The 22978-nt window shown below is 58.8% G+C and carries 25 protein-coding genes and 1 tRNA gene; 10 read left to right on the top strand and 16 right to left on the bottom strand.

Features of this window, described 5'->3' with window-relative positions:
• The first annotated feature begins 11 nt into the window (after nucleotides 1-11).
• Nucleotides 12-383, top strand: a complete 372-nt coding sequence (locus tag SO140_RS27615) for an ElaB/YgaM/YqjD family protein (RefSeq protein WP_449377008.1) — start codon at nucleotides 12-14, stop codon at nucleotides 381-383.
• 71 nt (nucleotides 384-454) lie between these two features.
• Nucleotides 455-913 (top strand): hypothetical protein, encoded by a 459-nt coding sequence (locus tag SO140_RS27620; RefSeq protein ID WP_474799104.1) that lies wholly within the window; start codon nucleotides 455-457, stop codon nucleotides 911-913.
• 23 nt (nucleotides 914-936) lie between these two features.
• Here the strand turns inward: SO140_RS27620 and SO140_RS27625 are convergent, their stop codons facing one another.
• Both SO140_RS27625 and SO140_RS27630 read right to left on the bottom strand, forming a co-directional pair.
• Nucleotides 937-1326: a hypothetical protein gene (locus SO140_RS27625; RefSeq protein WP_474799106.1), complete on the bottom strand. Its 390-nt coding sequence runs from the start codon at nucleotides 1324-1326 to the stop codon at nucleotides 937-939.
• Nucleotides 1327-1852: 526 nt separating this feature from the next.
• Nucleotides 1853-2125 carry a helix-turn-helix domain-containing protein gene (locus SO140_RS27630; protein WP_498543440.1) on the bottom strand — a complete coding sequence of 91 codons (273 nt, stop codon included), beginning with the start codon at nucleotides 2123-2125 and terminating at the stop codon, nucleotides 1853-1855.
• A gap of 377 nt (nucleotides 2126-2502) precedes the next feature.
• Between SO140_RS27630 and SO140_RS27635 the strand changes: the two genes are divergently transcribed.
• The 5 genes from SO140_RS27635 (at nucleotide 2503) to SO140_RS27655 (ending at nucleotide 5604) form a co-directional block, all read left to right on the top strand.
• A tRNA-Ile gene (locus tag SO140_RS27635) sits at nucleotides 2503-2578 on the top strand.
• Between the two features lie 104 nt (nucleotides 2579-2682).
• Entirely contained in the window at nucleotides 2683-2835 is a 153-nt protein-coding gene (locus SO140_RS27640; protein WP_498543441.1) for a hypothetical protein, read from the top strand.
• Between the two features lie 618 nt (nucleotides 2836-3453).
• Nucleotides 3454-3870, top strand: a complete 417-nt coding sequence (locus SO140_RS27645) for a DUF6088 family protein (protein WP_498543442.1) — start codon at nucleotides 3454-3456, stop codon at nucleotides 3868-3870.
• Nucleotides 3860-4786, top strand: coding sequence for a nucleotidyl transferase AbiEii/AbiGii toxin family protein (locus SO140_RS27650; RefSeq protein ID WP_498543443.1), 927 nt, complete (start codon nucleotides 3860-3862; stop codon nucleotides 4784-4786). Before SO140_RS27645 ends, SO140_RS27650 begins: the two co-directional genes overlap by 11 nt.
• Before the next feature lie 5 nt (nucleotides 4787-4791).
• Nucleotides 4792-5604, top strand: coding sequence for a hypothetical protein (locus SO140_RS27655; RefSeq protein WP_498543444.1), 813 nt, complete (start codon nucleotides 4792-4794; stop codon nucleotides 5602-5604).
• A 46-nt stretch (nucleotides 5605-5650) separates the two neighbouring features.
• On the opposite strand, the gene SO140_RS27660 is transcribed toward SO140_RS27655, so the two are convergent.
• A complete protein-coding gene (locus SO140_RS27660; protein ID WP_498543445.1) occupies nucleotides 5651-5890 on the bottom strand; it encodes a hypothetical protein in 240 nt (79 codons plus the stop codon).
• 25 nt (nucleotides 5891-5915) lie between these two features.
• On the opposite strand from SO140_RS27660, the gene SO140_RS27665 reads away from it, so the two are divergent.
• Nucleotides 5916-6290 (top strand): hypothetical protein, encoded by a 375-nt coding sequence (locus tag SO140_RS27665; RefSeq protein ID WP_498543446.1) that lies wholly within the window; start codon nucleotides 5916-5918, stop codon nucleotides 6288-6290.
• A 24-nt stretch (nucleotides 6291-6314) separates the two neighbouring features.
• On the opposite strand, the gene SO140_RS27670 is transcribed toward SO140_RS27665, so the two are convergent.
• Complete coding sequence (locus SO140_RS27670) at nucleotides 6315-6923, bottom strand: tudor domain-containing protein (RefSeq protein ID WP_498543447.1); 609 nt, start codon at nucleotides 6921-6923, stop codon at nucleotides 6315-6317.
• 167 nt (nucleotides 6924-7090) lie between these two features.
• Here SO140_RS27670 and SO140_RS27675 point away from each other — a divergent pair, with 167 nt between their 5' ends.
• Nucleotides 7091-7723 (top strand): hypothetical protein, encoded by a 633-nt coding sequence (locus tag SO140_RS27675; protein WP_498543448.1) that lies wholly within the window; start codon nucleotides 7091-7093, stop codon nucleotides 7721-7723.
• 462 nt (nucleotides 7724-8185) lie between these two features.
• Here SO140_RS27675 and SO140_RS27680 read toward each other — a convergent pair whose 3' ends face one another.
• The 11 genes from SO140_RS27680 to SO140_RS27730 form a co-directional block, all read right to left on the bottom strand.
• Nucleotides 8186-9361 carry a hypothetical protein gene (locus SO140_RS27680; protein WP_498543449.1) on the bottom strand — a complete coding sequence of 392 codons (1176 nt, stop codon included), beginning with the start codon at nucleotides 9359-9361 and terminating at the stop codon, nucleotides 8186-8188.
• Between the two features lie 108 nt (nucleotides 9362-9469).
• Nucleotides 9470-10153 (bottom strand): hypothetical protein, encoded by a 684-nt coding sequence (locus tag SO140_RS27685; protein WP_498543450.1) that lies wholly within the window; start codon nucleotides 10151-10153, stop codon nucleotides 9470-9472.
• Nucleotides 10140-10289, bottom strand: coding sequence for a hypothetical protein (locus SO140_RS27690; protein ID WP_498543451.1), 150 nt, complete (start codon nucleotides 10287-10289; stop codon nucleotides 10140-10142). Before SO140_RS27690 ends, SO140_RS27685 begins: the two co-directional genes overlap by 14 nt.
• A 307-nt stretch (nucleotides 10290-10596) precedes the next feature.
• A complete protein-coding gene (locus SO140_RS27695; RefSeq protein WP_498543452.1) occupies nucleotides 10597-11619 on the bottom strand; it encodes a TIR domain-containing protein in 1023 nt (340 codons plus the stop codon).
• 63 nt (nucleotides 11620-11682) lie between these two features.
• Complete coding sequence (locus SO140_RS27700) at nucleotides 11683-13152, bottom strand: dsDNA nuclease domain-containing protein (protein ID WP_498543453.1); 1470 nt, start codon at nucleotides 13150-13152, stop codon at nucleotides 11683-11685.
• Nucleotides 13153-13161: 9 nt separating this feature from the next.
• Complete coding sequence (locus tag SO140_RS27705) at nucleotides 13162-14034, bottom strand: SMODS domain-containing nucleotidyltransferase (protein ID WP_498543454.1); 873 nt, start codon at nucleotides 14032-14034, stop codon at nucleotides 13162-13164.
• Between the two features lie 3 nt (nucleotides 14035-14037).
• Nucleotides 14038-15483: a HesA/MoeB/ThiF family protein gene (locus SO140_RS27710; protein WP_498543455.1), complete on the bottom strand. Its 1446-nt coding sequence runs from the start codon at nucleotides 15481-15483 to the stop codon at nucleotides 14038-14040.
• Nucleotides 15480-15947, bottom strand: coding sequence for a hypothetical protein (locus SO140_RS27715; protein WP_498543456.1), 468 nt, complete (start codon nucleotides 15945-15947; stop codon nucleotides 15480-15482). Before SO140_RS27715 ends, SO140_RS27710 begins: the two co-directional genes overlap by 4 nt.
• Nucleotides 15944-16738 (bottom strand): hypothetical protein, encoded by a 795-nt coding sequence (locus SO140_RS27720; protein ID WP_498543457.1) that lies wholly within the window; start codon nucleotides 16736-16738, stop codon nucleotides 15944-15946. The genes SO140_RS27715 and SO140_RS27720 overlap by 4 nt, the downstream gene beginning before the upstream one ends.
• Nucleotides 16739-17064: 326 nt before the next feature.
• The gene (locus SO140_RS27725) at nucleotides 17065-18990 is read right to left on the bottom strand and encodes an ATP-dependent nuclease (RefSeq protein WP_498543458.1); all 1926 of its coding nucleotides are present in this window, start codon (nucleotides 18988-18990) and stop codon (nucleotides 17065-17067) included.
• A gap of 662 nt (nucleotides 18991-19652) precedes the next feature.
• Nucleotides 19653-19895 (bottom strand): MerR family transcriptional regulator, encoded by a 243-nt coding sequence (locus SO140_RS27730; protein WP_254100189.1) that lies wholly within the window; start codon nucleotides 19893-19895, stop codon nucleotides 19653-19655.
• Nucleotides 19896-20898: 1003 nt separating this feature from the next.
• Between SO140_RS27730 and SO140_RS27735 the strand changes: the two genes are divergently transcribed.
• On the top strand, nucleotides 20899-21210 hold the full coding sequence (locus tag SO140_RS27735; protein ID WP_498543459.1) for a hypothetical protein: 312 nt from the start codon (nucleotides 20899-20901) through the stop codon (nucleotides 21208-21210).
• On the opposite strand, the gene SO140_RS27740 is transcribed toward SO140_RS27735, so the two are convergent.
• The gene (locus SO140_RS27740; protein WP_498543464.1) at nucleotides 21207-22538 is read right to left on the bottom strand and encodes a tyrosine-type recombinase/integrase; all 1332 of its coding nucleotides are present in this window, start codon (nucleotides 22536-22538) and stop codon (nucleotides 21207-21209) included. The genes SO140_RS27735 and SO140_RS27740 overlap by 4 nt on opposite strands.
• Between the last annotated feature and the right edge of the window lie 440 nt (nucleotides 22539-22978).

A 22978-nucleotide genomic window follows, 5' to 3' on the forward strand; every position in this document is an offset into this window, starting at 1 on the left:
CGGAGCTTTCGATGTCAATGACAAATACCGAAACAGGAATGAAAGACTGGACCGACAAGGCCGCCCGCGAACGCCTCGAAAAGGATGTCCTAGCCGTGAAAAACGATATCGCCGCCCTCACCGAACAGATCACTGACGCGCTCAATTCCTTTGCCAACTCCGCGGGCAAGCAGGCCCGGCGAGGCTACAAGCAGGCGCGCCAACAGATGGATTCAGCGATGGATGACGCCTCCGAGCGCGGCAGCGCGATGATGGATGCCGCACAGGACGCAGCGACCTCGCTGGAGGAAACGCTCGAGGATGCCATCACCCAGCGCCCGCTCGCGACCGTGGGACTGGCGCTCGGTATCGGCTTCCTGATCGGCATTGCCTGGCGCCGCTAACGCGCGATGAGATCAGCATGACTCGTCATCGCGCTTTGGACGCTGGCAGGAGGGATTGAGGAGCGAGGGCGATGTTTCAACGGATTATCGACGGCATCAGCGCGTCCACCGGGACCACCGTGCGGCTGACGTCGCTGGCCGTAGCCGCGGCGCTTGCGCTCTTCATCACCACGGCATTTCTCTGCGCCGCGGTCTTCATCCTGGTGCTGCAAAACTATGGCCCGGTGCAGGCGTGCCTTGCCGGCGCCGGGGTGTTCTTCCTGCTCACGCTGGCCGCCGCCGGCAGTTACATCGCCTACAAGAGAGAGGCCGAGAAGCGCGCACGACAGGCGGCGGAAAAGGCCGCGCGATCCGCAGCCCAAAGCATGCTGTCCGATCCGATGCTGATTGCGACGGGCTTGCAGATCGTCCGCGCCATCGGCGTCAAGCGGCTGCTTCCCATCCTCGCGATCGGCGGCGTGGCGCTGGGAATCATGGCAAGCCGGGCCGGGACAGCCGAAGAGAACGCCTCGCCCGAGCCGGCCGAATAGTTATCGAGCAGAATTCAAACTGATCAGGTCACGCAGCGGCCGGGCTGGAGCAGCTTTGCGATTTCGGTCAACGAGCTGACGACGGGCTCGCAGGCGACCGTAGGCTTGCGCCCCTGCTTTTGCAGCAAGACGGGCGGCCTCGCATTGCCGGTCTCGATCCTCGCGGGAACACGCAGCAACACTGACGTATCGGCGAGATCGTTGAGGCGCATCGACACGGTGCGGGTCGGCACGGCTGCGGGCCTCAGATCGGCGATGCGATCCGCCTTGGCGGCGCGATTGACAACGTGGCTCGGCTTGTCGGCGACGGCCTGCCAGCGATCGGCGAGATCGTGACCCGACGCCAGCTGCACGGCACCGAGCGTCAACGAGATGGCGACTGCCCCGAAAAACGCTTTGCTGATCTGTGACATGGTTGTTCGTCCCTCGCCCCATGGCGATCGCTGGAACAACGCTGCCGGATTGTCCGGGGTTCTCGGCAGTCACGATCACTTAACCGTGTGCGAAGAAAGACCGCCCCAAAAAAACCGGATCAAAAATAATTTGCAACGCCTGGAACGACTCTCGCGCGCCGGAGTCATCATGGCAGCCGGTTATTCCCCCCTGCCCCATAAACCGGTGACGTAGGGCGCGACTGTGGTGATGCCAGTCGCGCCTTACTTTTTTCTGCGAAAATTTCCAATTGTTTCGTCACCGCCCCACCATCCGCCCCACCAGTCGTATGTACTCTCAGGAAGTCGTGGGGTTGCCTCATTGGCTGTTGCGGGGAAAAGGCGGCGAATGGACGAACCAGAATCGGGTTTTCGAGGACGCCGGTATGGGGAACGGGGGTTTCGCGCAGGAGCCGAAGGATGCTCAGCCAGCTCGGAAATTCAATCGCCAATCGTCAGTTAAGCAAGCCGAACCCATCCGAAAGGAGCGGTTTGCTAGCCATCGTCTTCAACGCGGATTCCAAGGCTCTCTCTCGAGCAGTTCGTAGAGGGACCTCACGAGCACCAATCGGCGACGTCCGACACTCCTGGTATGGAGTTGTCCTGCCCCAATCAATTCGTAAATTTTGGTGCGACCCAAGCCAGTTGCTTCGCAAGCGTCGTCTATCGTACAGGTCAAGCGCTGGGCGAAGGGTATTTTGCTTCTGTCTGAATCCTTGGACGCGGAGGGCCTCTCTTCGATTTGTTCTTCGCCATTTCTCTGTCCCTGGTCGCGTCGCATGGGTCTGGCCTATCAAATTTATGGCGATAAAAGTTGCTTGTGCTACCCAAAACCGTCAATGCGAGCACACGAGGGCGGTCGGTTGCGCTAGCGCACGCCGACGCGGACCAGAAAGCGACCGGATATCAGTTTCGGGGCGAGATTATTTGTTCTTTTTCGGCGCGCCCTCGTCAAATCGTCGAGGCTGAAATTCCTTGTATCGCTGACTCCTGAATTTCCATGGAGCTGCATGCAAAGAAGCTTTTATTGCAAGGGAGCCTTCGCTTGGCGGTATGACAAGCAGGGTCGCTAGCTGGGTCTAACCTGTGGCATTGCCAGAATGCCAGCCTCGCCGTAAGCGATCCCCGCACCAGCCTCGCGGCAGCCGACTTGAGGCGGGGCCTGTAGCTCAATGGTTAGAGCCGGCCGCTCATAACGGTCTGGTTGCAGGTTCGAGTCCTGCCGGGCCCACCAAGAACATCAATATATATTATCTTACTCGCTCTTCGTTGCCCCCAGCGCGACCACCGCACCAGAAACCGCACCAGATACGTCCACTTTTCGTTCGTGAAGGTGACTTGGCGCTCAACTTCCACGGCTACATCAGAGGCTTCGTGGGTATCGTTCACCGGGGCGAACAAGCGGCCTTTTCATCGCTGCGCGAAGCGCACCGCCTTGGCGGCAAGCTGCACAAGGCGGGCGCAGCCTGCCGCGGAAGCGCAGGCGCTTGAAAGGGACGCGCGCGCCGGTGTGATCCCACGCGAGAAGCCGCCCTTGTGGAAGTCATGCCTGAACGGGGATGTTATGATGAAGCCCGCACGTATACCTTCCTGGCTCGTGGTGACATTGCGTGGACCGCGCACGATTGCCAATCGTGGCCGTGGGACGTTCCAAGACATTCCGACGGCTTCCGCCGCGCATGCCGATAGAGTGGGAGACAATCGAAGCGAAAGGAGCGCGAATGTTCGATGGCAATGGATGGGCGCGAGCATGGAAGTCGGTGACAGACACCATCGATGCGGCGCGTGATCAGTTCGGTTGGCTTTTGCGACGTGACTCTGCGTTGAAAGAAATCCGTTCCCGCGAGACGCCCGAGCAACGGCGGCTGAACGACGAGAAGCAGCGCAACGCCGAGGCATTCCAAGATGCAATACAAAGGAGGTCTTGCCCACGATCCGCAGTTTCGGCGCGAGGAGTGTCTGATCTTGCGGGCATGGGCTTGGCTAATGGGCGAACGACCCGGCTATCTCATTGTAATTACATAATATATTGATATTATTGTCTTTTTCTTTGATATTCGTCGGGTTTTTGCTTATATTGAGTGTCGGGTTTTTGTAAGGAGGCCCACTATGTCCCGTAAGCCGACGCTACGCCAGAAGATCGAACAACGGATCGCCCGCAAAGAGGGCGAAGATGTATTTCTCACGCGCGAGTTCAAGAAGCTTGGCGGCGAGGATCAGGTCTTGCGCGCCTTGCGTACGCTGGTGGATGAGGGCCGTTTGGTGCGGCTCGGCTATGGCATCTATGGCCGCGCGCGGCAATCGAGCTTGAGTGGTCAGCCGGTGCTAAGCAGCCCGGAAGGATTTTTGGGCGTCGCGCAGCAGGCGCTCGACAAGCTCGGCGTCGAGTGGGAGCCAACGGAGGCGCAACGTGCCTATAACGAGGGTCGCTCCACGCAAGTCCCTGTCAATCCGGTGGTGCGCGTCAAAGGCCGTTTCTCCCGGCATTTGAGCTATCGCAACGCGGAGTTGGTCCTTGAACGGTAAACCAACGCTCGACGAACTTGTCGATGTGCAGGAACACTTTGGCTTGCCAAGCGCCGGTCTTGTCGAGAAAGACTGGCACGTGGCGCGGGCATTGGCGGCGATTGCTGCGCTCGACACAGGCGATCTCCGCCTTGTGTTTGGCGGCGGTACGGCGTTGAGCCGCGCCTACAAACTGACCAAGCGCATGTCGGAAGACATCGACCTCAAGATCGTCAGCGACACCAAGCCCTCGTCGAACACGCTTCGCAAGCTTCGTAAGAGCGTCACCGAGGCGCTGCTCAGCGCGGGCTTCGTGTTCGATCCCGATAACGAAGAGCACCGCCGCGTAATGTATGGCGGCGAACACACGAAATACATGCTTCCCTATGAAGCGCTCGCGCAAGGCGGTGGGCTTCGCCCCGGCGGCGTTCAGATCGAGCTTTCGCTCTGGCCGCTGCGGCGGCCTGCGGTCGACAAGCAGATTGCGTCTTTCTATGCCGAGGCGAAGGGGTTTGACCCCGAGGTCGCCTCGATGCCGTGCTCATCCGTCCTGGAGACGGCTGCCGAAAAGCTTACGGGCCTCACCTGGCGTGCAGGCTCCGAGCTTGCTGGATTGCGCAAGGATCGTGATCCGACCTTGGTACGGCATATCTATGATTTGCACATGACGCGCGAGGCCTACGAGGCCAAGGAAGTCGCAGCGCTGGCACGCGAGGTGATGAAGGACGACGCCGCGACGCGCGGCAAGAGTTTTCCGGCCGATCAAAAAGACCCGCTGGCCGAGACACTTCGCGCCATCGAAGGCATCCCGAAAGATAAGGTGTTCGTCGAGGGTTACGCCAACTTCCAGCGCGACATGGTCTATGGCGACAAGCCGGATTTGACGACCGCGATGACCTCGCTGAACGCGCTGGCCGATCAGCTTCGGAAGCTGTGAGCCACATGAGCCCTGTGCCGTTCACGCGCCCGACGATCGTCGCCGCCGTCGAGATGCTTGGCAAGGCGGGGCAAGCAGTTTTCAACGACCTTGCTCTCCGTCTTGGCCTCGAAAATGAAATTCCCTTCGACATGGGGTTGGCGGTCGCCAAGAAGGCAAATCTCCTTGGACGGCACGTCGTTCAGCATCATCAGGCTAAGATCGATACGCCTGAAGGCAGCATGTCCCTCGCAGAAGCCGTCATCCGCGAGGCTGTCAAACGCATGTCGCTGGAGCCGGTGAAAGAGTTTGAAACAGCCTTCGCCCGGGGGTTGGCCCGCGATGGCTATGTCATTTGGTTTGATGAGGACGAGCGTCCTCAGCTGCGCGCCGCGCTCCCAAGCGGGCTTGGTCTGCCGGCGGTGGACGACGAGGTGCATCAGCTGTTGAAGCATTTCGGTTTCAGGCAGTCGTTTGGCCATCTTGATCAGGGGATCGAGGCCCATGCGCGGGGCGATTGGGCGGCAGCAAATGCACAGTTTCGCACGTTCCTTGAAGGCCTGTTCGATGAAATCGCCCGCGCGATCGAGGGTGACGCCAAGACAGCAAATCTCTCTGCTGCAAACCGTCGCGACCTCCTGATGACCATTGGATTCCTGTCCGACAAACGGAACGAATGGACGACGGATGGCAAGAGCTACATCAATGGCCTGTTCAGGATGCTCCACACCGATGGATCGCATCCCGGGCTTTCCGACGAGGATCACAGCACCTTCCGCCTTCACGTGGTGCTGGTGACCGCCCGGACCTTCCTGCGCCGTCTCTATTACAAGCAATAGGAAACGGCGACGGGGCGATTGGCCCGTCGCCGCGCCGGAGGTACGGCTAGGCTGCTTCCTGTTGACGCTCGGCTTCGGTCACCGGCGCTGGCATGCGCAAGACGGGCGGCAACCAGCCTTTGCCCTTGAGCCGCGTTGCTGCGGCTTCGGCCATCGCCTGTTTCTTGAACCCTGCGATGTTTTCGGCGGCTTCGGGAGATGCGCCCTCGCGGACGGCTTCGAGGATGCGCTCCTTGGAGACGCGCCCGAGATAATTCTCGGGTGTCGGCTCCCAGACCTCGGCCATGTGCAGGTTCACCGCCGGGGTGCACATGTTCACCTTTGTAAATGACGCCGCATCGCGCATGTCCGAGCGCGAGCTTCAGAGGCAAACGGCGCTCGGCCTGCGCAGATTGGACGGCTTCCTTGCCCGAATGGGCATGCGCGCACCGATCCGCGCGCAGGCCTGGGCGACGCCGCTGGAGATGATGTGTGACCTGAGGCCCCCGGAGATCGCGACCATGACACGCGAGACGGCGTTCGCCCGTATGCGGGAGGCAGGCTGCCGCGCGGGCGCCGATCCGCCTCCCAGATTTGAACCGCTCTTGCCGTCCAATGATGCCGCGCGGTCACCCTGCAATCAACGGATGCTGCTGCCCCCGATGCGCCTCGGCGCGGCGCGGTACCTCGGGCGACTCGACAGCTAGCCTCACGGCCTTGCCATGCCAGAGCTACGACCAGGGAATGCGCGGCCCTCGAACAGGGACTATCCAGTGGCTGGGCTGAAGATCACTATGCCCTCGGGTCAGGCAGCCGAAGGAATGGATATTCCGGCGCAGCGTGATGTTGTTCTGCTGCATGTGATGACGTTCCATATCCCCGAAGGAATCGTCCGGGCGGTGCTTGCCCGTGCGGTAGAAGTCGGCGAAGTCTTCGAGGTGCGATGGATGCCAATCGATACCGTTTCCGCAGAAGATCAGGCAGCCCGATCCGGGCGACGCGGCCTGAACCGCTTCAAGCTTTTCCTCGAACTCCAACGTGTAGCGCATGAAGGCAGCCCGGGCTGAGAAAGACCGCCCAAAAAGCTGCGCGCCCATCCATCTTTTTTGGACGATGAGGTTCGTGCCCGGCGTAAAGTGTTCGCGGCGCTCCTCGTATTTCTCCCAGTTTTCGTCGCTGTCATCGGTCTGCGGCTGGACCGTCTTCACTTCGGCATGGGCCGCTTTCCCCATATCGAGGCCGAGGCGGAAGTCGATACGCCCTTCAAGCCCCGCCTGCCGTGGCTCGTATTCAAGCTTCATGATCGAATCGTCTTTGATGAACAGGCCCGCGACCGTCAATTCGTTGACCCGTTCGATGATGGCGAGGACCCGTTGCGGGGACGGCTTTGCCCTCCACGCGGCAACGGCGTCTTCAAACTGGCCCCACAGGCGCGAGCCGCCCTCGATCTGCGCTGCGCGTCGGGCCCCGTGATGGTTTCCCGGTACGCCTCCGTGATCGCGGCAACATGGGCTTCGATTTCCGCTTCAATGGACATTGGGATATTCTGCGCCGGATGGCGGCCGATTCCAATGGGCGGCGCCGCCGCAACGTGCCGATGGACCGAGCATGCTCAAATCCATTTCATCGATACACGAGCCCGACATCGTTCCGCAATCTGGCGGATGCGAGCGGGACCCGCCCGATGTCGGTGGCGGATCTGCATGCGATGGTCGAGCCGATCCAGCTATCGGATGCAGTGCCGGACGAGATACGGCGTGAGTTCGACACCGCGCGGAATGCCTTCGTCTATTCGTGGTTTGTATACGAGTTCACCACGCTCGCTGAACTTGGCGGCTACACCGTCTTGGAATTGGCGCTTCGCCGGCGCCTTGACCCAGCGGCTCTGCCCAATGCCTCGAAGAGCCCCGGCTTAGGCCGGCTCCTGCAAGCAGCGATCGAGAAGAGGTATCTTCGGCGCGCCGACTTTGAAGTGCCCTCGCCGTCCGGAAGCGGCGCCATGGCGTGCCAGCTCGATTTCATACCCATGCTGCGCAATCACGTTGCCCACGGCAATATTCATTTGCTTCCGCAAGGCGCGCTCGCATCCCTTCAGTTGTGTCAAGCAGTCATAAAAAAACTCTATCCCGTGCTCCCATAGCTGCCCGAACAGGCACGCCCAACCGGCACCGTCACGAGCTCGGCCAGAAGAATTGCTGCGGTTCGCGGGCTGCATTTTGTTGCCGTGAAAGAGATTGTTTCGAACCCGCCAAACGGCATTCAGAAGCTCGAGCGCGTTTGAGAGCGGAGCCGACGCCGGTTCCAAACCCCAATGTGCCATCGGCCAACACAGATAGGTTCTTTGGAGGTTCGTCGATAACCACGTGAGCACTTCCGCTCGCGCGTACTCGCTCGAAAAAGTCGGCAGGAAGACGCTCGGAAAGATGGGCAGTGCTTGCCTCGGCGACGCGGCCGCCTTCCAAGCGCTTAAGGCAGCCGGAGTACTTCATTGCAGATTAGAGCCGTGCGAACGTCGCGAAGAACTGCTGCGCCAAGTCAGGTTCTAGTCCATTCAGGAGATTTTCGAAATCGGGCATGGCACTGATTCAATGGAGTTATGGGCTCATTCGAAGAGGGTGATGTCCTTGGTCGGCGGAAAATACCCTCCGAGCGGCTGCTCTGTGCCATCTGGGTAAACAATCACGGCATGCTGGAAAATGCCAGACGCGAGATTTTGGAGAAGCACGTTTGTCGGCCGGTTCGGATCATGAGGGTAGGCGGTGAAGAACTCGCCGCGCTGATAGTGGTAGCCATCCTTATAAACAGCGTTCGTCGGACCGTTCGTAATGAGGACACGGCTCGGCCTGGCCAATCCTCGTGGCGGCGTCACAGCGCTTCGCCATGCAGCGAACCGGGGCGTATCAGAGACCATCAATGAATGGCCCATGATGCTGCTGCCATTCGACTGATCAACTACCGCCAGTTGGTACAGAAAAATCGCATCGATCGGGCTGGCGGGATTGCTCTTCAAATAATCCTTGGCCCATTCATCGCAAGCTGGCAGCGACATCGTCTCCGGGACGCGCATGAGGACGACGCGAACGCCATTTGGCGATGACTTCGCATGCTTGGTTGCGTTGGCAAACGCGCTGTCAAACTTGTCTGAAAGATTCTTGCTTTCGTTCTGATGAAATGGAGCGCCAAAGAACAATTGATAGGATATCTGCTGCTTACTGTAGGGTCCAAATTGTTGCGGTAAGCTATTGTCGAGCTTGACGGCCCATACCCCCACCGAAGCGGATTGCCCCGATCTCAGCGCCGGTAACCCGTCACGGAGTTGGTTCCAGTCTGCCGTCGAGGGATAGGTGTTCGCGATCGCGAACAGCACACCGCCGTGGCTGCGTTCCTTGAATAGACGCAGAATAGCTTCCTCGGCCGATTTCGCCTGTTTTGTGAACTCGTGCTCGTGTGCCGATGCACCGTAACTCTTCAAGGATATATCGGCAGTCGCGCCGTCGGGTGTCGTAACGATGGCATCGTAACCCGGAGGGTTGCGTGTGGTCGGCCTCACCGTCTGAGGCGGATGGTGGAACAAATTGACGCCCATCAGCTCAAAAAGGGAGCCGCGTCGGCTATTCGCATCGGTGCTTTTGATTTTCTTGACATGATCAGCAACCCAGTTCGGGTCGATACCCTCCAGTCCGGAGATGGATCGCCGAGCAGACAGAGTTGATTGACGGCCATACCGTCCTTTCGCTGCCACAGCCTCGCGAGGCTCGTGTCGCTCGTCGAGAGCCAATCGGCTCCAAACGCGGTTTCATTCGCGCCAAGACGCCGGTCGAACTCGTCATCGGACATGGCCAGGTGATCGCGTTGGCGACCTGCAGCAAATCGGCTTGCCATGTCATCACTCCGCGAGCGCAAAATCGGTATCGCGGCCCCTTGTGCCGAGATGGACATAGGGATCAATGAACGGCAATCGGTAGGCGTTAGCCGTCCCGCGTTCGTTGGCCCGACTAGGAACGTGCTCGACGTGGACCATTCCCACGGAGGCAAGGAAACTAATGCCTTTCCTGATCCGTGGTCGGGCGATACCCGTGTATGCCTCAATCTTGTCGTAACTGATGTGAGCCATGTTGGTGCTATTCGAGCGCCGCCGAGCAAAGAGATAATAGAGCTTTAGCGCGTGCAGTTCGTTCATTGTCCGCAAATGAAAGTGTTCGAAGCCGATGATCCGGCCAGCGCCATAGAGACCACGCGCTGGAAGCTTCGACCAGCCGCCCGCCTCGTTGTAGTTCAGAAGCTGGAACGTGCTTCGACCTGACGGGGCCCTATCGATCACTTGAAGTTTTTCAAGCACCGTGAGTCCGGCCGACACCTTGGCACGGCTGAGGCCCGTGGCGAGAGCGAGGCGATCATAGGTGCAGATCGCCATGCCCTCGTCATCGGCGTGGTGAGCGATCGGAGCCAGCACCATCAGAGCGGCAATGTTGTTAGACCCGCTGGCTTCCGAAGTCGTCCATTGCAGTTGCTTGAGCCCGCCATCCTCGATCCATTTTGAGGGAAGCCGAACCCATTCACGCTTCTTCATCGCGCCGTTCCTTCGCGACGGTGAGGACCGCGTGGATCGCGAACGCCGCCAATCCAAACGCGCCCAACACCACAAGCACAGCCAAGACGCCGCCCGACATGCCGCCGAACACCGCCAACCAATCCGCGACCTTCATCGAAGCCTCCTTAGGTCTAAAGCTTCGATTTTTTTGGAAGGCGGGCCCATATATATCTAGAGACAGTAAATCCCTTGGATAGGGTTGAATGAAAGAAAAAGCTCAAAAATACGGAAAAATGGGCAAGCCTGAGCAAGCCTGAATAGCTCTTAAAAGTTCCCAAAACAGTTCATGGAACATCATCCGTGAACTGATTTTGATGTCCTCCGCGCCTGCCTCGCATCCGGGCGAGTTTGCGGGCCTCAGGGCAAAACTGGAACGAATAAGGAACATTGCACATTCACGTGCGCGTGCATCAGTCGCTAGGTTAGCCGATGTGGTGAGCCGAAACATCATTTGACTGGAGACGCTTGACTATCGCGTCGGCGGTCTGAGCCGGCGTCCATGTGGAGACATCGATGAAACCATCAATACTGAACAAGCCAGGGACTTCCGCCTGATCGAGACGCAGAAGCATCACTGTTGCGTCGCGGCGTTGCTTGATGGCGTCCCGGATCGCGCGCCATTCGAGGCCGCACCATTCCTTTGCGTTGTAGTCGCCACACAGGAATACGACGACCAGGTCGGAGTTCTCGTGATAAATGCGCTGCAACAGCACATCCAAGTTGGGCCGCGCCAGCTCGGCGACATAGTCATTGTCATAGAATACGGAATAATTCCCGAGCTCGTTCTTCAAGTGCTCGGCGATTGCGCAGACGAATGGGCGGTGCTCGCCAGGAAATGAAAGCGCAACTCTGAAGCGCCGTGTATCAATCGCCTGCGGCGCCGGTGCTTTGCGTTTCGCCTTGGCGAGCATTGCATCGATCGCAGAGAGGGAAGCCGCGTAAGGATCAACGCCAACCTTGGCTTCCATAAGGTAGCGAGGATGCGTTCGCCCGAGGTGATGCAGGAGATGATTGAGCCAAATCGCCAAACGGTTCGCATTGCTGCAAGAGATCGGCTTGCCCGTCGTTGACGGAGGCAGGTTCGATGTGAAATCGGCGATGGCTTGGGTCTTGATCCGCTCGCATTCTTTCTCTGAAAAGAGGTTGGCGGCACGCTGCGCCATGCGAATGAAGTGGTCCGTCGGCTCACCTTCCAGCAACCCGTAACAGGAGAACTGGCAGCCCCTCAAACCGGCCATGGCGAAGTTGCTGGTTTGCATATTGTTGTACAGACGCATGGCTGCATCGTCGGTGTCGTCGAGCTGGCCGTAGTACTGCCAGAGCATGATCTGGTGATTGGGCTTTCTGAAGAGGCGATCGGTCGGAATTTTTTCTTGGGAGAAATACAAGATAGATAGCGAGAGGTCCGGGAACTTCCCGGCCTCCTCCTCGAAGGCCTTTTGCAACCGTATCAGTTCTGGTCGTTTATCTGGCGCCGGCATGAGAAGAGGGATGCGATATAAAGGGGGTTAGGTTTTCAAAAGGCAGCTTGGAACGTAGCTGGGGTCTTGATACTCGAACAGCTGGACCCGCCCCATCGATGTGAGCTGCTGACCGAGGAACACCGAGAGCGCAAACGGCCCATAGAAGAAGAGTCGCGTCATGCGGAGCTGGCGCGCCTTCAAGAGCTTGCCAAACTCCTCCCGAACCGCCATCGCCATTGCGACGGCGTCGCCATCGCCGCCGATCGATTGCGCGCCCTGGCTTGGCGGCGCCATGAAGACGTAAGCATGGGGTGCCTGGCCGGTGGACTCGATGTACCGCCTGACATCCACGCGGCCATCTCCACGAATGTTCAGGCCAAGCACGAGGTCGGTGCCGTTTGGGTCGGCCTCCGTGATTTCCGTCTGCAAGGTGTAGCCGGGCGTCGGGGTCGCGTCCGAGCGCCAAAACTCCTTTGCGGGCGGTTGCGGAATTTCGAACGTCCAACTGCCTACCGCCGGAAACGTTGCACCAAGGGCAAGGCCGGTTGAAAGGGCGCATTTTCCGCGGAGCCGGATCGTGCGTACGGCTCCGGCCGTCATGATGTGCTTCCGCAAAGTATCGAGTTGCGGAACAAGATCGTTGGTCCAGGCGTCCAGCGAAGGCACCCTGCGCGCTGCCCGGTCGAAGAGCGGCGTCCAATCCAGCTCGTAATCCGCCGGCGGCGTGAAGGCTTCCTTGGTCCAGTTATGAACCCAAAGCGTCACACTGGCTTCTGCCGACAAATCCGCGAGAACCGCAGAGCGCAACAGCGCTTCGATCGAGGATTTGTCCAGCACCACGCCTTTGCTGGCGCCGACCTTATTCATTAGGGCAGCGTAAGCGGGCTGGACCATCGCTCGAATCTTGCTCGCAAAATCGGGATGGCTGAGCATTCTCGCTATGAAGATATCAAGCGCTCGCTCATCATGCGCCAGATCGCCATAGCCGATGTCAATAAAGACCTTCTCATGGATGAAGGCGATTTGTTCGTCGCTCAGGCCGATGGCCCGCATACGCTGGTCGACATCGTATTGTGTCTGCGCGAGCGCGGGAACATCGTCGTCATAAAAGGGCTTGGCGTTACGAAAACGCGCGAGTCCTGTTTCAACTGGCCGCATCTGCTGCGAAAGACTGGGGCATGCCAGCCGAAATTCCTGATACGTGCCCGGCATGTCGGCATCATACCTGCGAAACGCCTCGATCACGTCCTTGAATTCGGCAGGCGCGACGTCGTGGTCCTTGGTCTGAATGTGTTTCCGGCGCGACTTGCCTTCGTCAACATAGCGGATGTCGATATCGCCGGTGCCTTCCGTAAAGATCTGGTGAAACGAGCCATCTTGCAACCAGATCGGAAGGTGGCACACCGTGTAGCGCGTTTGAAAATCGAAGCCTTTTCCAGCGTTCAAGCCGCCCATCGCATCCGGCGAGAGAAGGGATCCGGGAGTGTCGGGCGATCCAGAGGGGGTTTTGGCCATTCCTTTCTCCTACGCCCCGAAGGTCGAACCGAAAAGCTTTCGCCATAGCTTGCGGCTTTCGGCTTCATCGGTTGCATTGAGCGCTTGGCGCGCGGTCGAAGCGGCCGCTTTCACCTGGTCGAGGAAAGCATCAAACTCGGCGCTTTCCCAGCGCTTCGCAACGTTGACGGTCCCCAAACCCGGATCGGCAATGAATGGCACGGTGCCCAAGCCACGATAGAACCCGTAGGTCGAATTGATCCCTTCGAGCACATTCACGACAGCCCGCGCGTGCGACGTCGGAAGCCCGATCGTCTGGTGGACGAGCGTTTCGAGAATGTAGGATTTCGGCTTCGATTTCTCGGTGGGAAGCCGGTCGCGCCAGGATTTCATCAGCTTGCCGGTCTGAACGTAATAACCGCCCGTATCCTTGTTCTTCTCGCTTGCGGCGCTGATCTGTCCCTTGGGATGCGACTGCACCCATGCTTTGGCGTCCCGGTCCGGAATCCAGAGCGGACCGTCTTGGTAGACGGGCGTGCCGGGCACGATGTCGAGCCAAACGCCTTTGGCGCTAATGCCAATCGAGCGGCCTTGTGGCCGCGTTTCGCTGTAATATTTGTCGAGCACGCCCTGAAGCCAGGTAAGAACAACCTCGGGCTCGGAGCCTTCGGCTTGAATATCCAGATCAAGGATGCACACAACATCGACGTCTTCGATGTTGTGGATGGCGGTATGTCGTCGGTACGATCCCGTCAGGAACGTTTCTTCGTGAGCGTCCTTGGTGTCTTCGTCCGTCTTGAGCTCATCACGGACTTTCTCATGCGCTTTCTTGGCTGTCTTCACAGCATCGTCATCAGGCTCGCATGAGCTGACATAGCGCGCAAAATCGGCAGAAAGCTCCACGCGTCACTCCTTTTCCGGAAGCGCAGGAAGCTGTGTTGCGTCGAGGCCGTATGCAGCAGCGATGCCGGAAAGGAAATCGCCGCAAACGGGGCACTGCTCGTCCCGTTCAAAGTAGATGCCATACCAGCGGTTAATCGTCATTTCATCACTACTGTCGCTCAAGGGAGGCATGTCGGCATACTGCGTACCGGGTTCGGGCCGGTTGAGCCAGAGATACCACGGCGCATCGAAGTCGCGCTTGAGCACATTGAGCGTGGAGGATTTGTCGGCAAGGAGTTCGAGCATGGCCAGTTTGGCGAGCTGCGTCGCGATGGGGAGCACATCCAAGGAAAGGCCCGGCTCCACGGCGACGGGGCGATCCGAATAGGCGATCGCGTCGGCGTCATCTTGTGAAGATACCTCAACATCGGACGCTTCGTCCGGCAAGGAAGAGACAAAGCATTGCTGGCACGGGGACAGCTTCGGGCGAACGCGCAAGATTTGCCCGCCATAGGCGCGGCGGAAGGCACCGCCATAGACGGCGGACTTGTTGGCCGACACGCAAAGCTCGTTGATGAGCAACTTGCTTTGCCGGTTGTCGGTCCCGCAAATGACGAGGTCGGAGGCCCGCACAAGCCCGGCGATCACGTCGCGATTCTCAAAACCGACGTCGATCACATGCACCTCGACCTGCGCACCAGGGTTCTTTTCAAGAATGAGATCGCGCGTGACATTTACCTTCGCGCGGCCCACCTGCGAGATTCCGCCCGGGTGCCGCACCACATTGCCGACGGATAGGCGATCTCGATCCACCAGGATGAAGTGACTAACGCCGGATTTGGCGAGCTCGACCGCGACATGGGCGCCGCCCGTTCCAAGCCCGATACACAGGACGGTTCGGTCTTTGAGAACAGTCGTTTCCAGTATGCCCGCACGGCGAAGGTCGAGTTGAGGCTCAATATCGGCAAACACGACCTCGCGTTGACGGCCGGCCGCCGCAGCAGGCTCAACGAGCTCAGCCCGGTACGCGATGTTGTCTGGCGATACGAACACATCGGAGCGATGTGCTGGCTTGTCCGTGGGAACGATGGAGATCACCACTCCCTCGGTTGTTTGCCCTTGCGGCTGGCCGAGGACGAGCATCGCTGCCGCACGGGTGCCGCTGCCTTGAATGCACAATTCCAACTGCGTGAGCGCATCGCCATCGTCCCACGAGCTGAAGTCAACGGGAAGGGAGCCAGCTTTTGTCAACGAGAGCCACTTGTCGCGCAGCCATCCCGAGGAAAGCGTGACGACGCCGAACATGTCGGCATCGTCGGCGGTGATATTGAGCGCCTGCGGGGTAGGCACACCCTCGGAAACTGCGACGATCGTGCGCTTCGTCTTGTCGTAGACGAGCTTCGACTTACCGGGTTTCCGCTGCGCGATGGCCTGCATCGCATCGCGGATCATCGAGCGTTGGTCGCTCATGCGACCTCCTGCATGGTACGGACGAAGTCAGCGAGATCGCGCCCGGTGGCGAGATGCTGTTCGTAGGCTTCGAGCCACAGCATCGCCTTGAGAAACACCTTCTGCAGAACGATGCCTGCATGCCAGCGATCAGGGCGCCAATGGCAAATCTGAACCCAACCTACCGCGTGGGGCTCAAGGGTGTGCATGGCGTGCGAGACGCCCAGCCGAGAAATGGCCACACCATTGAAATTCAGCAAGGGGTTAGGGTCGGTAATATAGAGTGACGGCCGCTGCGTCGGATAACTCGGCGGGATCATGCAGAAAAGATGATAGTTCCTGCCTACGCTGGTCGTCGCCGTGCCGCCAGCGCTGTACGTATCATCCGCCGGGTGGTGAAAAACACCGAACTGCGTAAAGCCCTCGTTCTGGAGGATTTGATGTTCAAGCGCCAGGCGCTGCCGCTGTGCCATTGTCCACGTCACGCGATACCTCTTTGGCCCTTTGCCGCACGATAAACCTGCACGATTCCATTAATGTCGGGCACCACGAGCCCTGCCGGTGCTTCAATTTGCTCCGCGCTGCCCGTCGCCCGATCGAGGCGATGAACCTCAAGCACACCCATCGGCCATTTTTGATCGATGGCGAACGCGAGGTGATGCGGCTCCTTCAACTGGGCTACCAGAATTTTTCCAAACGCCGTCGTGTGCTGCTCAATGGGGGCGCCGCTCTCCCGCTCCAGAGCTTCGGCGAGATGCGTGATGGCTCGCTCGCGCGTCGCCGGGTCAACCACAGGCGCACCGCCGAGAACAGGCGGCTCACCCGCATCGCCAATGCGAACACGGTCAAGCGCAACGGTTTCCCATTCCTTGAGCGATTGCTCCGGAAACAAGCCGCGCGCGATCAACGCCTCGCGGACCGGGCTGCAGCCGGCGTGCACCGTAACGCTCATCGCGACCGGCTCTTCCTCCGTGGCGAGGTCGTAGAACCACGGGTGAATGCGCACCGTCGGCGTCTGGCGGGATCCTTCCGTCGTAACGATGATCTCTACCATCCCCAGAAAGGCATTGCGTTTCCCGAGCTGACGAATGCGTCTTCGATCGCCCGAACTCGGTTCCGAGAGGCCGAGCTGGTGATGGGAATGCCAATCGCCGAAATAGCGAAGCGCCCAGTCCGCCGCGAGCGGCTCGCTGAGTTGCCTCAGATAGTCGACGTCCAGGCGGAAATGCGCATTGTCGCGCTGCGCGTTCGGCCCCGCCTTCGTTGCGAGAAACACCGTTGGATGATCCGGCCAGCGTCCGAAGAGATCGCCGCCGGTTTCGACGGTCCACGCCGCGGCCTCGGCGGCGATGGCGCGCAGCTCCGACTCCCAGATCACGAATGGCTTGCTGGCCGCCGGACGGGAAGGAGGCGCTGTGGGCGCACGGTCTGCCCGCGGCGCAGGCGCGGACGGCGCCAGTGCCTTGGACCTGCGTCGGCCAAGAAAGCTGGCAATCCGCTTGATTACCATTCCGCCTCACCCAATCACTCAAGACCCAACTCAACTACGAATCGGGAGCAGACCATTCTGCACCATGCAGTATAGCCTTAGAAGCCGAAGAGTTACGCACAATTGGTCGGGTCAAGAATGGCGGAGCACACTTTTTCAAGGCTGGTGGAACGCAGACCACTCTCCCAGGCCGCGTCAAGCACTGCAGCGATGTGGAGCACGTACTTCTTCAATTCGCCGGCGTGACCGTATTGTTTATCGGCTTCCGCGCAAAACTTTGACCAGTCGGCTTCTCCAATCTCGCTTTTCACGACCGAGCCGATGTCTGAATGCCACATTACATAGCCTTTACCCCAGACGGTCGCTGCAGGCATTGGATCCTGCTCGGCCGTCCCAAGCAGCGCAAGCAATGCCTTGTTGTCTTTTTGGTGCTTAGTTCGACTTCCACTTTTGTCTGGCTTGTCGGCGTCGGAATCAAACATCACGTAGGTCGGGATGCCCATGTGCTTTGCGATCGCCAAAGGTTGAAGCAGTTCGCTCTTTCGGTTCACCGGAACTATATGGCACCCGGCCCGTCTAAACGCCTCCCACTGCCCCATCAGATGAAGACCTGCGGACAAATATCCATTGTCCTCGAGTCCCTCGACCAACACCAGGCGTGAGCAAAAAAAGATCTCATTGAGCGCGGGTTGAAGTGACTGATGGATTTTTGCAAGTGTCCCTGTAGGCTTCTTTGGAGGTTCACCCGTCGCGCTGGCGACTGCCTTGGAGAGATCGGCATAGGACATCTGCGCAACCTTCGAGCGTTTCTCGACCAGATTCTTGCGAATCACCCGAACGTTCTCAAAGCCATCCCCGGACACGAAGTGCGGACTGTGCGTTGTGATGACAATCTGAGAGTTCGTTGTACCGAGCCTTTCGAACACAGATGCAAGGTGCCGCGCTTGAGGCGGGTGCTGGTACAGTTCGGGCTCTTCCACCCCCAGAATGAGACGCGGCGAACTTACATCATCGGTCGACGCCAATTCCTGAAGAAGCGCGAGAAGATAGGAACGCTGCAGGCCGTGTCCAAACCGCGCCAGCTCACCTTCAAAAAGTCCCTCGCCTGCAATGATCCGGGCCCAAGGCTCATCTACCCGCACGGATTTTTCCGGGTCCTGTCTCCACTCGAGCTTAACTATCGCCTCAGGATGCGCCCATTCCCCCAAGCGCGTCCTCAAGGACTCTGAAAGGTCTTCCAGCACATGCTGGTTCTGCGCCAGAAGCTCTTCGTATTGCGCCTGCATACTGGTGCGCAGCGTCTTGACGCTCTCCTCGAAGTTCGTCTTTGCTCTTACCGTCCTGGCCAACAGCTTGCCGAGAGCGGTATTCCGGGCTTCTTGTTGCTCGCTAGTTGCGTCTTTGACGGCCGGGACATACACCCATTGAACATAGTTCGCGAGCCGATTGGCGCCCCTCGAAATACCGTAGAACTGATCCTCGCTTTGGATCAACTCGCACTCATCGGGATGTTCGACTTCGTAGTTTCGCAATGACCCTATCATTGCGTCTTTTGTCCCGGGCGCCGGCAGCTTGTATTTTTTCGCGATGCCCGAGTAAATCGCTTTGAGCTCCGCGACCTTCTTTCCATCACCCTCTGCTTTGAAGAACTCCTTGAAGGCTGATATACCGAGACGCTGTCCAAATTGCTTCACAGCCGCTTTGCCTGTCATCCGATCAAACGATGCGACCGCTGAAATGACTAACTTCCCTTGGCGGAAATAGCCGGCGAACTCTTTCTGGGCCTCTTGGCTGAGATCAGTGAAGGTGACTGTGATCTCGATCGGTTCATCGACATTCTTCTGGTGAAAGTCCTCGATATCGAGCAGGGTCAGATCCGTCGTAGCGTTCTCAATCTCTCTGAAAAAGACGTTCAGGGCGCAAAGAACCGTAGACTTACCCGACCCATTGGGACCCACCAAGGAAGTATAGTCATTCAAATAGACCGTTTCGTTGGCGAACGACCGAAAGTTTTTGATACGTATGGACTCGATCTTCATTTGAGCACTCTACCGAGCGGCGATATATCCCGACGTTCTGACGCGCAAAGAACGCTTCCCGCCCACCGGATCGATATCCGAAGTCGGCCTGTCAGATCGATCACGTCTTTGTCTTTGCCGGCCTACAAACAGTCGGCGCGTGAGGCAGGCATAGTAACGCCGTATCGATATCGAATAATGCAACGCCTCCCGCATCGACGCTTGAATTCCGCGCTAGATCACGTCCTCTCGAAGGATTTCATCGCACCGGTCATTCGCCTTGTCGGCACTGAGCAGCCATCGGCAATTTCGCGAACGCAATGCAATGAACCGTTCAATGATCGACAGTAATTGAGCCCCCACGCGCGCTACGTCCTCGAGGCTCGCCAGGACGGCGTTCGAACTGCCGGCGCGAATGTTCGACCTGGTTCAACGCAGCGGGATAATAGACAATCAGTGTCGACCCGGCGCTGGCACGGAACAAATCGACTTATCACGCTTGCCTTCGACTTGCGCGGCCCGAACGCTCGATCTGCGGAGCCGTCAGTCCTACGGCGGCGGCTCTTCCATTGTCATAGTTTCGCTTAGTACCCTGTTTCGGCCTATTGAGCCAAACGCGTGCGCTCATTGGTCCGATCGCTCTGCGGCCTCCGCGATGGTGCGCCGCTGCGCAGAACGGTGATTTAGCTTGCTCTCGTTTCAATCCTCGGCAGCGAAGTGTGATATTCATCCACGCTGTCGAGGTCGATCATGGTCTTGCCTCCCATTTTGTAAGCCCTGATCCTGTCAAGGGCGATCAGCTCATAAGCCTTGGTCCTTCCGAATTTGCCATAGCGGCAACCGTCCTTGAACTCGACGAGCCGGCGCCTCTTGTTGCTATCATTGTCGACCATGGTTCCTGCGTGCTTTTCGGTGATGTCTGCCACAACCGGATCAAGCCCCCGCTGAGCGAGATGGGTATGTCCAAGCTGCGATCATGGTGTCGACGCGGCTTTGCCAGGAAGGCACTGCTCGAGATTCCTGCTGACTTGTTCGACGCCATCTGCGCTAGCCCAATAGCCCAGGATGCGTTGGTCTAAATCGCCTGCTGCCAAACAAAAGGCTTTCTGCCGCCTCCGCGAACTGCCGCGCGCTATCGCGTACAAATCGGACGAACCGAGAGCGATCCCGCCGTGCTTCCAACCTGGGTTCGATTCCAGTTGAGGCGATTAGGCAGAGGGAGACAGCATGGGCATGCCTGCTGCCAAGGAGCCCGCAAACTATTTTTTTTCTAGCTAATACGGCGCGTCAGTTTGTTGGTATTCCTGTTGGCATCAACAGCAATCGAAGATAAAATGCCATTTAATTTCAACTGGTTGCGGCACTAAGCTGTTATCGGCGACTGGAGCAGAGTTACCTGCTACAGGCTGAGCACTCACCAGGAGAACTCGAACGGGACAGCTTACTCAGTCTCGCCCGAGGTTTCGGATATGCGGCCGAGCAAATCGAGAGACGCGCGGTGATCGCCAAGATAGTGGTTCTCTGCGCTATCGCCTCGCTCGCACTCCTTGCCGTCCTATACATCCCTTAGCGTGCCCCCCACGCGCTGCCGCGACTCCAGGGCGTGCGGCGTCCCGGACCGTCTGCAATCCCAAAAGCGCCTGTTCGAAACCTGCTCGAACGCTGTTGTCAGACTGCCCCAAACGGGAAGGGATTGCCGCAACATTTCAAGATTTCGCTCGACACTCGGCGTTGGAATGGCAGCGGGACTCCGATCATCGATCGAAGGCGAGAAGCGCTCCGCGACATTCCAGTCCAGTCCATTCGGACCGATTCGTCCTATTTGTACGCCACAGCTACCCAGCAGCCATATCTGCGCTCTCGATTTCTTTTCCGCTTGAGAAGTCTAAGGTCTTATTGCCTCAGACCGATTGTGATTCGAGCGGAGGCATGGGTGGCGAGGACGAAAATAGCCAGATCGAGGCATTAGGGTCGCCGGATACTGGGAAAATGTCGCCTGCCACTAAGCGTCGTCGCAAGAACCGTGGCATGCCACCGCCCGCGACGTTCGATATCGATACGCTGCCAGGCAGCTCCAATTTGACGGCATTGGAGGCGGCCGCGGTCATCCGGCGCACACCCGGAGCGCTGGAGCAGTGGCGGCGCGATCCGAATCACCCGCTGAAATGGCGCTACGTCGACGGCCGCCCGCTCTATCGTGTCGATGCGGTGCGCGACTATTTGGCCGGACTAAACCACTAAGCCGCTTCGGCTGCATAGTGTTCGCGAAGCCGGCCGAGTAGTTCAGCCTTGATTGGATCGAGCGGATTCGTTCGCTGTAGGCGCACGGCCCCGCCGACCCTGATCGCGCCAACCAATTCCGCGATGTAGTCATGAGCTGCTTCAAACGCCATCTTGCGAATGATCCACTGTTCGTCGTGATTGTAGACTTGATCGATTCCGCGCGGCTTTTGCCCAACACACAGTCGCTGGATCTCGTTGTCGTAACCACAGCGCGACATGACAGTTCGCAGACTGCGCCTCAAGTCATGCATGGTGAACTTGGCGACACCCGACTCATTGACCAGCCGGTTGACCATCTTGGTGAAGCCCGACATCTGCCCACCGGTCTTCGGTGACGGGAAGACATAGTCGGACGTCGCGCGCTGGAAGTGTTTCGCTGCTGCGAGCACCTCGTCAACGAGGTGAGTGCGCGGCACATCGTGGTGTAAGCCCATCTTGGTCCAAGCCGCATCGAAGGTGACGCGGTCGTCCATGATGTGCTTTTGCCACTCGATGATTGTCGGCTCGCTTCGGCGCGCGCCGCCGAGCAAGCACATCCTTGTCAGGAGCCCAAAAGTGCCGAGCTTGCCGGACGCATGCCAGACCGTGTTGATTTCCTCGTCGGTGAGTGCACGGCCCTTCGTTCGGCGTCCCACCCTCTGCGCACGAGTTTCCTTGGGCTCGCGATAGCCAGCCAGCACATTATGGTCGATATAGCCCTCGCCAACGCACCATTCGAGGAACGTGTGCGTGTGCTTGCGCAGGTCCTTGGCCGCGCCACGCTTGCCGGTTTTGGCGACCCGGTCGACCGCCGCCATGATTTGCCGCCGCGTCAGATCCCCCACGCCGTTCCCGGCGTGCTCCTTGAGCCCGCGCCGCAACGCCGAGATTGCTGGCTTCCAGTTGACGACCTGACGTCCGGTCAAGGACGTCTGGTAGGGACCATCTTCGACGATGAGGTCCGCCAGTTTGGTGCGCTGATTTTCGGCTGCCTGTTGCCGCCTCGCCTCGCGTTTCGCGTCGTTCGGGTCCATGCCCTTGACGACCTCGCCTGCGGCGATAGTGGCGGCCTTGCGCGCTGCCTTCTCATTATATTTTGGCCACGGACCAAGGGTCTTGCGCTGGGTGCCTCTCACCCCCGGCTTGGTGAAGAGGTAAACCCAAGTCCGACCACCGGTGGCGCGCATGCGCAGGGCCAGGCCGGGCAGCTTGTCGTCGTGGAGATAATGCTGCGCCTTGCCGAGCGGCAGCGTAGCGTTGCGGATCACCGCATCGGTGAGTGTTAGCTGGTTGGTCGGCTCTGGCATGACTCTTTCCCCTGCCTTTGTGCCCCGGCGTGCCCCGCAAGGGGAAAATCGCGCCCTATCAGAATCGGCCCTCAGAGCTTCACGTGTGCCCCAAAAGGAAGGACCGAGAGATCGTAGCTCAGACCCTCCCTCATTTTTGTGCCCCAAGGGAAAAATCTGAGGGGGCACAACAGGGGCACACAAAATGCAGTATGGCCGCTTATGGCTCACTGAGGCTCAAACGGCCATAAAACACTGTAAATTAACAGAATTATTTCGACATAACTATGGCTACGTGGGGCCCGCTTGGATCTACAGATTGTGGTTCACACGGGAGAGGTCCAAGGTTCGATCCCTTGTGCGCCCACCATTAGCGAATTAATCCCCTAAACGTGTGCCCCCGGCCAATGGCCGCGTGCGAACTCTGCGGGCCATCATCTACATACATACCGTTATTCTTG

This window comes from Bradyrhizobium sp. UFLA05-108 (assembly GCF_059803455.1).

What these genes read in the sequence shown, in the direction of transcription:
- SO140_RS27615 (WP_449377008.1), top strand. Translation starts at nt 12, where the DNA reads ATGTCAATGACAAATACCGAAACAGGAATGAAAGACTGGACCGACAAG.
- SO140_RS27620 (WP_474799104.1), top strand. Translation starts at nt 455, where the DNA reads ATGTTTCAACGGATTATCGACGGCATCAGCGCGTCCACCGGGACCACC.
- SO140_RS27625 (WP_474799106.1), bottom strand. Translation starts at nt 1,326, where the DNA reads ATGTCACAGATCAGCAAAGCGTTTTTCGGGGCAGTCGCCATCTCGTTG.
- SO140_RS27630 (WP_498543440.1), bottom strand. Translation starts at nt 2,125, where the DNA reads ATGCGACGCGACCAGGGACAGAGAAATGGCGAAGAACAAATCGAAGAG.
- SO140_RS27645 (WP_498543442.1), top strand. Translation starts at nt 3,454, where the DNA reads ATGTCCCGTAAGCCGACGCTACGCCAGAAGATCGAACAACGGATCGCC.
- SO140_RS27655 (WP_498543444.1), top strand. Translation starts at nt 4,792, where the DNA reads ATGAGCCCTGTGCCGTTCACGCGCCCGACGATCGTCGCCGCCGTCGAG.
- SO140_RS27660 (WP_498543445.1), bottom strand. Translation starts at nt 5,890, where the DNA reads ATGGCCGAGGTCTGGGAGCCGACACCCGAGAATTATCTCGGGCGCGTC.
- SO140_RS27665 (WP_498543446.1), top strand. Translation starts at nt 5,916, where the DNA reads ATGTTCACCTTTGTAAATGACGCCGCATCGCGCATGTCCGAGCGCGAG.
- SO140_RS27675 (WP_498543448.1), top strand. Translation starts at nt 7,091, where the DNA reads ATGGGCTTCGATTTCCGCTTCAATGGACATTGGGATATTCTGCGCCGG.
- SO140_RS27685 (WP_498543450.1), bottom strand. Translation starts at nt 10,153, where the DNA reads ATGAAGAAGCGTGAATGGGTTCGGCTTCCCTCAAAATGGATCGAGGAT.
- SO140_RS27690 (WP_498543451.1), bottom strand. Translation starts at nt 10,289, where the DNA reads ATGAAGGTCGCGGATTGGTTGGCGGTGTTCGGCGGCATGTCGGGCGGC.
- SO140_RS27700 (WP_498543453.1), bottom strand. Translation starts at nt 13,152, where the DNA reads ATGGCCAAAACCCCCTCTGGATCGCCCGACACTCCCGGATCCCTTCTC.
- SO140_RS27710 (WP_498543455.1), bottom strand. Translation starts at nt 15,483, where the DNA reads ATGAGCGACCAACGCTCGATGATCCGCGATGCGATGCAGGCCATCGCG.
- SO140_RS27725 (WP_498543458.1), bottom strand. Translation starts at nt 18,990, where the DNA reads ATGAAGATCGAGTCCATACGTATCAAAAACTTTCGGTCGTTCGCCAAC.
- SO140_RS27735 (WP_498543459.1), top strand. Translation starts at nt 20,899, where the DNA reads ATGGGTGGCGAGGACGAAAATAGCCAGATCGAGGCATTAGGGTCGCCG.
- SO140_RS27740 (WP_498543464.1), bottom strand. Translation starts at nt 22,538, where the DNA reads ATGCCAGAGCCGACCAACCAGCTAACACTCACCGATGCGGTGATCCGC.